Consider the following 11,501-nt stretch of genomic DNA (forward strand, 5'->3'; position numbering starts at 1 on the left):
CTCTTTAAATAAATAAAGAAGCCCTTTCAAGTTTTGGAAGGGCTTTGTTATGATAAAAATGTCATTGCAAGGAGCAAAACGGGAATGAGCTTAGGCGCGACGTAGCAATCGCATGCTATACAGGGTGACCATGCTTCCGTGCGATTGCTTTGTATCTTATAATGACGTGATTGTAAATCATTGACTATTAAAGGTAAATTTTTGTTTTTAATTATAATGTGGGCATTGCCTCCGGCCCGGGCTATCCGCTACAAGTCCTCGCCTTGCCCACACACAAGGCCTCCGCACGCTGTGGGCTTTCCGCTACTATCCCTAACGCTGCCCTACACACCATAGCTTAAATATATCAAATCGGAGACGTCATTTAATTTTTTTTCAGGGTTTTCCTGATGGTTATTCACAATGACGCTTTTTTTGACCTCTTTATCTTTTACATCTTCAAACCAATCTCCCTCAAGCGTTCATCCAGATATTCGCCTGCGGTAATGTCGGTATATAGCTTAGGATGCTGTTCATCAATACACGAATCAAGACTGGTTAAATCCATATTCGATTTTGGGTGCAGGAAAAATGGCACCGAAAAACGGGAGAACTTCATCAGCTCGCGCGGTGGGTTTACTACGCGGTGAGTTGTCGATTTTAACTTGTTATTGGTTAACCGCTGCAGCATATCGCCAACGTTAACAACCAAATCTTCGCCATAAGCTTTTACCGGGAACCAGGCATTATCGCGGGTTAACAGTTCGAGGCCATCGGCACTGGCGCCAATTAATAAGGTGATCAGGTTGATATCCTCATGTGCACCAGCACGCACAGCATCATCTGGTACCGAGTCGGGGTCGGTTATCGGGAAATAATGCAGGGTGCGAAGTATGGAATTACCATTATGGACTTTATCATCAAAATAGTTTTCGGGCAGTTCGAGGTAAACGGCAATTGCGCGGAGTAAATGTTTACCGGCTGCTTCCAGTTTTTTGTAAACTTCGATGGTGGTTGGATTAAATTCGGGCAGCTCATTAACGGTAACATTATCCGGGTACTGTGCTTTCAGCGCCTCATCGTCGATTACAGTTTGGCCAATCTGCCAAAATTCTTTCAGGTCGGGGGTTTTAAACCCTTTTGCCGTTTCCTTGCCTTTACCGGTATACCCGCGCTGGCCTGCTAAGCCAGGGATTTCATATTGCTGTTTTACCTCATCGGACAGGGAAAACAGCGTTTTGACCTGATCGTAAAGCCTATCTATCAACTCTTTACTGAGGCCGTGATTAGTAATGGTAACAAATCCTGTTTCGTTAAAAGCTTTGCCAATATCGTTCGAAAATTGCTTGCGTTCTTCGGCACTGCCGTTTATATAGGTGTTCAGGTCCAGGCGTGGAATGTTTACTGTGCTCATAGTTATAGTTTATAAAACAGGTAGCAAAATTATTTAATTTTTAAGCGCGGAACACAAGATAGTAATAAAATTTTATCCCCATAATTACACTGACCTTGTTCGCATTAACTCTTTAAAACAATTCTTGCTTTAAACGTTTTATACTTCTGCTTGTCATACATTAAGCAACACCAACATGACAGGCTATCTTAAACATACATTATTATGAAATTTATTAATAAAATATGCGGTATTAGCTTAATAGCATTTTTAATGATGCTTGCCGCACCAAACATGAGTAAAGCCCAGGAAGGAGGCTATGTATCCGACCAGGAGTTTTACGACGAACTTGATCCATACGGTACCTGGGTTAACGACCCTCAATACGGCAACGTTTGGATCCCGGACGCCGGTGACGATTTCAGACCATACGCTACCCGGGGCCACTGGGTTGTAACCGACTATGGCAATACCTGGGTATCCGATTATGAATGGGGCTGGGCTCCGTTTCACTATGGTCGCTGGCGCTATGATGATTATTATGGATGGGAATGGATTCCGGGCCATGAATGGGCCCCGGCATGGGTAAGCTGGAGACATGGCGGCGGTTATTATGGCTGGGCGCCTTTACAGCCAGGCATCAGCATCAGCATATCTTTTGGTAATAGTTACCGTGTACCTGATAATTACTGGGTTTGTGCTCCGCAGGCTTATATTAACAGGCCCAATATTTACAACTATTATGTACCGCAAACCCGTGTGGTAAACATCATTAACCGTACAACTATTATTAACAACACTTATGTTAATAACAACCGTACTTATATAACCGGCCCAAGAGTTAATGAGATCAGGCAGGTTACCAACAACCGTAACGTGCGTGTTTACAACATCAACAACGTTAACCGGCCAAACGGCGGCGGCAGAGTAGTTAATAATACAGTAAACATTTATCGCCCTGAAGTAAGGAAAACACCCGATGCACGCCCGGCAAGAGTTGTGAACGCAGCAGCTTACAGGCAGCAAAACCCTAATAATGGCATAGCCAACAGGCGGGCGGGTAACGCTGGCATCAACCGGAACAACGCTGCCCGCTTAAGGGAAGTGGCCCGAAATGCACAGCCAGACAACAAGGTAGTACAGGTAAATCATGAAAGGCCTGCTAACCGGCCAAATTCTGCTGCTAACGCCCGCGCTAATCAACCCAATGCAAGGCCGACAGATGATAACCAGCAGGCACAGCGTCAGCAGCAGGCACAACAACGCCAGCAGCAACAGCAAGTGCAAAGGCAACAACAGCTTAATCAAAGACAAAAGGATCAAAACCAACGCCAGCAACAACAGCAGGCACAGCGTCAACAGCAACTGCAACAACGGCCTCAAAACCAACAGGAACAGCAAGTGCAAAGACAACAGCAACGCCAGCAGCAGCAAGCTCAGCGCCAGCAGCAGCAGGAACAGCAACGCCAGCAGCAACAAGCTCAGCGCCAGCAACAGCAGGAACAGCAACGTCAGCAGCAACAAGCTCAGCGCCAACAACAGCAGGAACAGCAACGTCAGCAGCAACAAGCTCAGCGCCAACAACAGCAGGAACAACAACGCCAGCGGCAACAAGCTCAACGCCAACAACAGCAGGAACAGCAACGTCAGCAGCAACAAGCTCAGCGCCAACAACAACAGGAACAGCAACGTCAGCAGCAACAAGCTCAGCGCCAGCAGCAGCAGGAACAGCAACGTCAGCAGCAACAAGCTCAGCGCCAACAACAGCAGGAACAACAACGTCAGCAGCAACAGGCCCAGCGCCAACAACAGCAGGAACAGCAACGCCAACGTCAGCAACAGCAACACCGTCCCTAAAACAATTAAATTATAACCGCTACAATAAACAGCACGTATAACGCATTATATACGTGCTGTTTTTATTACAAATCATCTGTTAAAATGAAGAAACTCCTGCATATAAGTTATTTTATCGCCTTAATTGCGCTTGTGTCCGGCTCTGCTGCAAAAGCACAGGAAACCATCAGCAAGTCGTCCGCTCAAATCAACTTTATTGAAAACTCCTGGAATGAAGCCTTAAAACAGGCAGCCCGGCAAAACAAATATATTTTTGTTGATGCTTATGCCAGTTGGTGCGGCCCTTGCAAAATGCTTAAGGCTACCACATTTAAAAACAATAAGGTAGCAGACTTTTACAATGATAATTTTGTAAACGTAGCCATCGACATGGAAAAAGGACAAGGTCCGGCCCTGGCTGCCGAATGGGGGCTGCAGGCCTACCCTACCATGATTATATTTACCAGCAAAGGCAAACCCGTATCAGGGACCGTAGGCTATATCAGGGCAAATGACCTGATTAAATTTGGCAGGCAGGCATTGAATAAATAGCTTTTTATATGAAAGCTAAAAGCAGAATACACAAAGCCTAAAGCTAAATTCAATTGCTTTATGTGAAACTAATTAATAGAGCCTATATAAAACCAAGAACCGATAGTAAATTGCTATCGGTTTTTTGTTTATGGTAACTTTATTTAGTTATATATAAGTACATGGCCTATAAAAGATCGTTCTTTTGTGCTATAATCAATTGCGGCTTAAAAGACGTCTCCAAAAATTGGGAATAATAAAAAAGGCCGAAACACTCTCGCAGTTTTTCGGCCCTACATCTACCTATGAAAACAACCCTTTGAGAAGGGTATTAATACTTATCCAAACCTGGTGCCAAATCACAAAACCGCTTTTAAACTTCTATAAGCTTTTTGAAGCTAACAGACACCCCCATGTGGAAAGCAATCCCAAAATCGGGGATTATAAACTACTGTCATTAAAATATTCTTAATTAAAAAGCAATCAGATCAGAGAGAGATTGAAATTTCCGTTAAATAAAAAAGGCCGGACAACTCTCGCAGTTATTCCGGCCCTACATCTACCTATGAAAAACAACCCTTTGAGAAGGGTATTAAACTATATTCAAACCTGATGCCAATGTTTAAAAATGGCCTTAAATGCCTAATTGGCAGCTTTTTAAAACACAAACACTCCTCAATGTGTAGAAATGACACCCAAAACCGGGAATTAATTTCCCAATGGTTAATTTTAGGCAGCCACCATTTTAATTATCAGGCAACATAACGCCGTAATAAAAAAGGCCGGACAACTCTCGCAGTTGATCCGGCCCTACATCTACCTATGAAAAACAACCCTTTTTAGTAAGGGTATTAACTTTAATTCAAACCAGGTGCCAAATGCGAAAATGCACTTTCAACATTCAGAACGCACTTTCACAGCATAGTTGAATATAAAGTGTGTAAATACTTTCCGAGGAATGGTGGTATAATTTTCCCAGAAGTTAAAATTTGCAAACTGCCAGCTAAACCACCTTGCCGGTCATCACATACTTAGGATGACATATCCAGTTACATAAACCTGTTTGGGGAGGAAACCGGCATGAAACATCGGATAATAAAAAAGGTCGAAATACTCTCGCAGTATTTCGACCCTACATCTACCTATGAAAAACAACCCTTTGAGAAGGGTAATAACATTTATTCAAACGAAATGCCAATTGATAAAAATGCGCTTATATACCTTAAAAACAGCTTTTTAATATTACTTAAATATTAAACTGTAGATTTTTTCCCCAAACGAGGGTGCAATTTCCACACCCGGGGAAACAGATTAAAAGATCAAACAATTTTTAACATTAAATATTTAATAAAGAAACCATCCCGTATAAACTTTGTTAAACCGATTATGGACTATAACGTATATTTACTGGCAACCGATCCCCAAAACCCCTGCAGGGATGTGATCCACTCCAGGGATACACGTCTCAAGGTAAAAGTTTACTGCCTTGACGAAGAACAATTTAGTCCGGATGATAACGAGATCCAGCTTTATGGTTATGCCGACCAGAAGCTTTACGCTTTTGAAACGGTTAGTGTAGCTGCCGAAGACGCGCTGGATTTGGTAGGCGCCATACAATGGTATGCCCACTATATCGAGTTTCCAGAAATGGAAATACTCCCGGAAGACCCCCGTCCACGCGCCCAATACAGGGATGTGAAGTGAATTATTAAAACACATCTTGCTAAATATCAACCCCGTACAAAAAATGTAAAATATTTTTTGAAGAATAAATATCAACCCCTATATTTGCAGTCCCAAAAGCAAGGGAGCTTAGCTCAGCTGGTTCAGAGCATCTGCCTTACAAGCAGAGGGTCACTGGTTCGAACCCAGTAGCTCCCACAAAAGCCTAACAGAAATGTTAGGCTTTTTTATACTTGCACTCTTCGCTAAATACTTCATAAAAGTATTTGCATTATATGGCAAAGTGATTTAACTTCGCCACTCGGTTTTACCAATTATAACGGTAAAATTAAAAACAAAGGGAGCTTAGCTCAGCTGGTTCAGAGCATCTGCCTTACAAGCAGAGGGTCACTGGTTCGAACCCAGTAGTTCCCACAGGAAAAGCCTAACAGAAAATGTTGGGTTTTTTTATTTTTCACCAATCTTGTTTTTTTATATAAAAGGGCTGATCCCTTGTATTTCCATAAATAAAACCATTATTTTATCCTGACAACTACTTTCCCTTTAGCCCGCCCGCTTTCAACATAAGTGATCGCTTCATGGATCGCCCCGAAGGGGAAAACTTTATCTATAACTGGTATAATAGTACCAGAATTTATGAGTGAGGTTATTTCCTTTAACTGAAGTCCGTTTGCTTTCATGAATAGAAAAGAAAAGCCGACATTAAGCCGCCTGGCTTTTTTTCTCACTCCCGCGCTTAAAAGACGCGTAATTAATTTCACAAACCACGGCGCCCCGATTTCGGCCGCGAAATCAGGATCAGGCGGACCAGAGATCGAAATAAGTTTCCCTTCGGGCTTTAACACGCGCAACGACTTTTCAAGTGTCTTTCCATCCTGACTATTCAAAACCAGGTCGTAACCATGCAAAACTTTCCCAAACTCCTCTTTCTTGTAGTCAATTACAACATCTGCACCGAGTTTTTTCACTAACTCCGTGTTGGCTGTACTTGTAGTTGTAGCCACAGTAGCACCCAGATATTTCGCCAGCTGAATGGCAATTGTACCTACACCACCTGATCCGGCCTGAATGAATACTTTCTGCCCTTTCTTCAGGTTCCCTTTTTCAATCAGCGCCTGCCAGGCGGTCAAACCCACAAGGGGAATGGATGCAGCTTCTTCCATGCTCAACTTCGCGGGCTTGAGTGCCACATCAGCTTCGTTAACAGCAATAAGTTCTGCAAATGTTCCAATCCGATGATCTGCCGGGCGTGCATAAACCTCGTCCCCTACTTTAAATTGATGCACACGCGCGCCAACTTTAGTTATAACACCAGCTACATCATGTCCTAAAACAAACGGTGTTTTATATGGCAAAATAAGTTTAAACTCGCCGCTTCTCATTTTGGAATCGAGCAGATTTATACCGGCAGCGTGCACTTCTATCAAAACTTCATCACCCTGCGGCTCAGGATCCGGCATTTGCCCAATGCGCCCGCCATCCTTGCTTTTGTATTTATCTATAATGAATGCTTTCATTTTTTTTTAATGTTTTAAATATATGATCAGACTAATTTATGATGCTAAAACCGCGTAAGTTTTCCTGGGGTTAATCAAGCCAAAAGTCATTTTTGGAAAAAACCGGTTGAGTATATAAACAGCCTTGGTATCACCTGCACGGATGGTAAACTGATCTTTTTTGAGACCTGCAATAAGGGCTTTTACAAGACCTTCTGTCGTCATTTTTTTGTCGTTCCTGCCAGCAGTCATTTCTGTTGCAACCAGAGGAGGTAAAAGTTCGAAGACTTTTACACTGCTGTTCAGGATTTGCAGGTGCTTTCTCAATGTTTTTGTATAAAATTGCAACGCTACTTTAGACGCTGAATAAGTTGCTTCCAGTAATGCAGGAACATAACTGAGTATTGACGTTGTATTGATAATTGCGCTTTCGTTCCTTGATTTCAGCATTTCTATGAACAAGTTATTAAGCCGGATCACCCCCAGGTAGTTGACATTCATTTCGTACGCAGCGTCTTCAAAATGTTGATTATTGGCCATTCCAAGGTTTGCCGGCTCAGTTAGCACTCCCGCGTTATTGTATAAAATATCTATACTACCTAATTGCTTTATCTGGTTAAAAAGCGTTTGTGCATCACCTGCATCAGATACATCACTTCTAATAGCTATAATCGAGGGGTACAGCTTCTTTGCTTCATCTAATTTTACCTGGTTCCTGCCGGTGATGATCACACTGGCGCCATTGGCTAAAAATTGTTTTGCTGCTTCCAGCCCGATACCTGATGCACCTCCTGTGATCAATACCGTTTTTCCTTTTACTTGCATGATTTTTATTTCTTTTCAATTCGATTTTAAGACGTTAACAGACGATATCATTTTTATACCTTTTAGTATATTCTAATACAAACTCAAACGATGCAGTTTCTTTGCCGCAACCTTTAATTTAACTTCCTGATATATTATTTTTCACTACTTAATTAAGGGTGCTCCCAGGCTTCATAAAATATACTAAAAAGTATATTTTCTTACAAAAGAAACTCAAAGAGCATAGCTTTCCAATTCTTCTTTCAAACTCTTAATCAAACCTTGCATTGGCTTTGCAGTGTTCATCGTTCTGCACAATACAACTGCTCCTTCTACCGCAGCTACAGCTTTAAAAGCGTATCCCACTGCGTCAAGTTTATCAGTAAATTCCCCCGTCTCAATCCCTTGCTTTAATATACTCACAAACAATTCCTGTCCCTGGCGAAGTATACCCGCTACCCTTTCTTTAATAACAGGATTATTATCATCAGCTTCAACCGCCATATTGAATATCGGGCACCCACCTTTAATATGTGTTTCAAGGGGGTCTTTATAATAGTCAAGATAAGCAAAGACTTTTGTTTTGGCTGTTTTGCCCTTGCTGATATTTATCATCAACTTTTCTGCATTATTTTGCAGCATGTAATCAACAACTTGAAAAGCCAGATCCTCCTTACCTTCAAAATGCCCGTACAAACACCCCTTGGTTAATTTAGTAGCCTCCAGCACATCGTCGATATTAGCGCCGGCTACACCTTTTTTATTAAAGATAGGGGCCGCTGTTTCCAAGATAAATTGCTTTGTTCTTTCTGCCTTTGTGAGCATCTCATATAAATTAACGCAGCAAAAATATACTAAAAAGTTTATTTTATACCCAAAAACATTAACCACCTGTAGTTTATGACCGGAAGATGATATTTACTATAAAGGTGATTTACAAAGAATTATTGGGAAGCATTGAATATATAAGCCATCTGTACCTACACCAATGTAAAAGTATTTAACTGGTAACTTCCCTAACAAATGCCGTTACAACCTCCCAATAAAAAAGGGGCTGCCTCCGGCAGCCCCTAATAAAACTCAAAAGCTTACTCTACAAATTCATCTCCGCTAATACCGGAAAATGATCTGACGGGAATTTGCCATGATAGCTATCGCTTAAAATCCCCCACCTTTTAACATCTACTTTACCGGTGGTAAAAATATGGTCTATGATTCCATTCGATTTTAAAGCTCTTCCAAACGAATTAAAAGAGGCGTTAAACTCATACGGCTGGGCCGCCTGGCTGTAGGTATCAACCAAATAGTTTGAAGTGGCCAAACGCTGATACCATGTGCTGTTATGATCGCCGTTCAGGTCGCCAGTAAAAATTGCTTTTTCGTTGCCTGCAATTTCTTTGATCTTCTTAAGGATCAATTTGCCGCTTTCTTCGCGGGCAATTTTTCCCTGGTGATCAAAGTGCGCATTAAAAAAATAGAATTTCTTTTTGCTTTCTTTATCCTGCAGGTATACCCATGAGCATATGCGGTTGCAACAGGTTGCATCCCAGCCTAAGCCCGGTTTATCCGGCGTTTCTGACAGCCAGAAATCACCTTTTTTCAAAAGCACAAAACGGCTCTTTTTAAAGAAGATGGCCGAATGTTCACCGGCATCTTTGCCATCGTCGCGTCCTAAACCATAACGCTCATATTCGGGCAATGCATTATTCAAATCATCAAGCTGATTTTTCAAGCCTTCCTGCGTACCAAAAATATCAAACTGGTGAAAGCGGACCAGCGCCGCAGCAACCGGTGCGCGGTTCACCCATAAATTACCGGTATCCCGCGGGTTGTCGAAACGTAAATTAAAAGTTCCGGCAATTACATGCTGTGCATGGCTTTGCATGCCTACCAACACAAATAACGCGGCAAATAAATACTGTTTTATTTTCATGACTGTTATATGTTATGATTATTGTTCCCAACCTGGATTTTGACCTAATTTAGGGTTCTGAAGCCTGTCGGTTTCAGGGATTGGATACAGGTAAAATTTACTATCCCACTTACGCTGAACGGTTGTTAACCAGGTAAGCTCATTATCGCTGTTAAGCCTTTGCGGGTTTAGTGTACCGCCGGTTAGGGTTTGAGCCACGCTTACATAAGTTACACCTGCAACCTGAGTTGCCGGAAGCGTAGTGTAAAAACATACATCGGGTTTACCATCTTCATTCAAATCAAGAGGTACATCCAGGGCCGGTACATAAAAGCCATTCCATGTTTGGTCCATCAGCTCACCACGTTTCCATCTTACAATGTCATTGAACCTGAAGCCCTCAAAGGCAAGCTCAATACCGCGCTCACGCCTGATCTCCAGCAAAGCAGGATCTGATATCGCCGGGAAATAATTTGTTTGCAGGTATTTATCAGCAACAACAGGCTTGATAGCAGTATTACCGGTTATACCTGCTCTGCGGCGTAAAGCACCGATGGTCAGGTTCCAGTCGGCGTCGGTAAACGTACCAAGCTCGGCCTTTGCTTCGGCGAAGTTTAGCAATACCTCAGCATAGCGCATAATGGGTATTGAGTTGGTATTACGTGACCCACCATCCATCGAGGCATCATCCTGCGTTAATTTGATTGGCTGATAACCCGTGTAGGTATATGAAAATACCGGAGGAGCAGCTTGCTGAGTAGCGCCGTTTAAGCGGGTATAATTGCCCATACGGATGGTTTGCTGCAAACGCATATCGCGGCCTTTTACCTCCTGTGCAAAAGGCATTGTTTTATAACCCGGCTTATCGGTAAACGGCGTACCATCGATATTTAAATAAGTGTTTACAAACGTGCGGATAAAGCTTAATCTATCACCATAGGTAGCACTGGTCCAGTACCAGTTGGAGTCGTTGAAAACACCCAATGCAGGATCAGAAATTGCGGCAAGGATCACTTCAGATGCCACCGGCGCCTGGCTTGTAAACAGCTGCCTGTATGCTTTATCAGTTCCGCCTGCTGTATTAAGACTAAAACCACCTTCGCTGATCACCTTTTGCGCTGCATCAACAGCCTGGGTAAGTAAGCTATTAACCGATGATTGCAAACCGTACTCATCATGATATTTCCTGAATGTGCCTTCAAATAAACAAACCCTCGATTTGAACGCATATGCAGTATATTTAGTGATAAGACTGCGTGTATTATCGGTGGTGTTAATGTGCAAGCCGGCATAGTCAAGGTCGGCAAGTATCGAGTCAACTACAAGGGTCCTTTTATCCCTACCGTTATATAAGGCAGGATCATCAACCTTCATAGTTTTGCCGTACCATGGCACATCGCCAAAACGCTTCAGCTTATCAAAATAAAACCAGGCCCTGAAAAAGCGCGCAAGGCCGATAAAATGCTGACGTTGCTCAAGCGATATCTTGGGGTTATTACAATTTTCAATAAAGTAATTAATATTACGCAGGCCTGTCCATGTCCAGCCGCTGCTTTGCCTCGGACCATAGGCACCCGGCCTTAAAAAATCCGGAACCGATGTTTTTGCCGCGTAATCAGCCATCGCATCACTGCGCACAGCATCGCCCGCGGTTGGCAGGATATCATAAAACGAATTGACATAAAGCTGCAAGCCGTTTATGCTTCCAAAAACAGCGCTGTTGGTGGCAGTGTCTTTTGGTACCTGGTCTAATTTTTTACAGCTAACTATAATCAAGCTTGCAAAAAGCATTGCTATGGCTAACTTAATGTGTGTTGCTTTTATGGGAAACATATGGAATGTTTTTAAAATTTTCGTACTGCTATTA

At 42.6% G+C, this 11,501-nt stretch carries 9 protein-coding genes and 2 tRNA genes; 5 read left to right on the forward strand and 6 right to left on the reverse strand.

Going from position 1 to position 11,501, the window contains the following annotated elements:
- Positions 1-430: 430 nt before the first annotated feature.
- Entirely contained in the window at positions 431-1,393 is a 963-nt protein-coding gene (locus MusilaSJ_RS14155; protein ID WP_274985616.1) for an isopenicillin N synthase family dioxygenase, read from the reverse strand.
- A 204-nt stretch (positions 1,394-1,597) separates the two neighbouring features.
- Between MusilaSJ_RS14155 and MusilaSJ_RS14160 the strand changes: the two genes are divergently transcribed.
- From MusilaSJ_RS14160 to MusilaSJ_RS14180, 5 genes are all read left to right on the forward strand, one after another.
- Positions 1,598-3,229 (forward strand): DUF6600 domain-containing protein, encoded by a 1,632-nt coding sequence (locus tag MusilaSJ_RS14160; protein ID WP_274985617.1) that lies wholly within the window; start codon positions 1,598-1,600, stop codon positions 3,227-3,229.
- 84 nt (positions 3,230-3,313) lie between these two features.
- Positions 3,314-3,760, forward strand: coding sequence for a thioredoxin family protein (locus MusilaSJ_RS14165; protein WP_274985618.1), 447 nt, complete (start codon positions 3,314-3,316; stop codon positions 3,758-3,760).
- 1,365 nt (positions 3,761-5,125) lie between these two features.
- Entirely contained in the window at positions 5,126-5,443 is a 318-nt protein-coding gene (locus MusilaSJ_RS14170; protein WP_090535036.1) for a hypothetical protein, read from the forward strand.
- 102 nt (positions 5,444-5,545) lie between these two features.
- A tRNA-Val gene (locus MusilaSJ_RS14175) sits at positions 5,546-5,620 on the forward strand.
- 141 nt (positions 5,621-5,761) lie between these two features.
- A tRNA-Val gene (locus MusilaSJ_RS14180) sits at positions 5,762-5,836 on the forward strand.
- Between the two features lie 101 nt (positions 5,837-5,937).
- Here MusilaSJ_RS14180 and MusilaSJ_RS14185 read toward each other — a convergent pair.
- From MusilaSJ_RS14185 to MusilaSJ_RS14205, 5 genes are all read right to left on the reverse strand, one after another.
- The gene (locus MusilaSJ_RS14185) at positions 5,938-6,939 is read right to left on the reverse strand and encodes an NADP-dependent oxidoreductase (protein WP_274985619.1); all 1,002 of its coding nucleotides are present in this window, start codon (positions 6,937-6,939) and stop codon (positions 5,938-5,940) included.
- 36 nt (positions 6,940-6,975) lie between these two features.
- Positions 6,976-7,743 carry an SDR family oxidoreductase gene (locus tag MusilaSJ_RS14190; protein WP_274985620.1) on the reverse strand — a complete coding sequence of 256 codons (768 nt, stop codon included), beginning with the start codon at positions 7,741-7,743 and terminating at the stop codon, positions 6,976-6,978.
- 213 nt (positions 7,744-7,956) lie between these two features.
- The gene (locus tag MusilaSJ_RS14195; protein WP_274985621.1) at positions 7,957-8,547 is read right to left on the reverse strand and encodes a TetR/AcrR family transcriptional regulator; all 591 of its coding nucleotides are present in this window, start codon (positions 8,545-8,547) and stop codon (positions 7,957-7,959) included.
- 268 nt (positions 8,548-8,815) lie between these two features.
- Complete coding sequence (locus tag MusilaSJ_RS14200; protein WP_274985622.1) at positions 8,816-9,655, reverse strand: endonuclease/exonuclease/phosphatase family protein; 840 nt, start codon at positions 9,653-9,655, stop codon at positions 8,816-8,818.
- An 18-nt stretch (positions 9,656-9,673) separates the two neighbouring features.
- Complete coding sequence (locus tag MusilaSJ_RS14205) at positions 9,674-11,467, reverse strand: RagB/SusD family nutrient uptake outer membrane protein (protein ID WP_274985623.1); 1,794 nt, start codon at positions 11,465-11,467, stop codon at positions 9,674-9,676.
- Between the last annotated feature and the right edge of the window lie 34 nt (positions 11,468-11,501).

The organism is Mucilaginibacter sp. SJ, from assembly GCF_028993635.1.
Lineage (GTDB): Bacteria > Bacteroidota > Bacteroidia > Sphingobacteriales > Sphingobacteriaceae > Mucilaginibacter.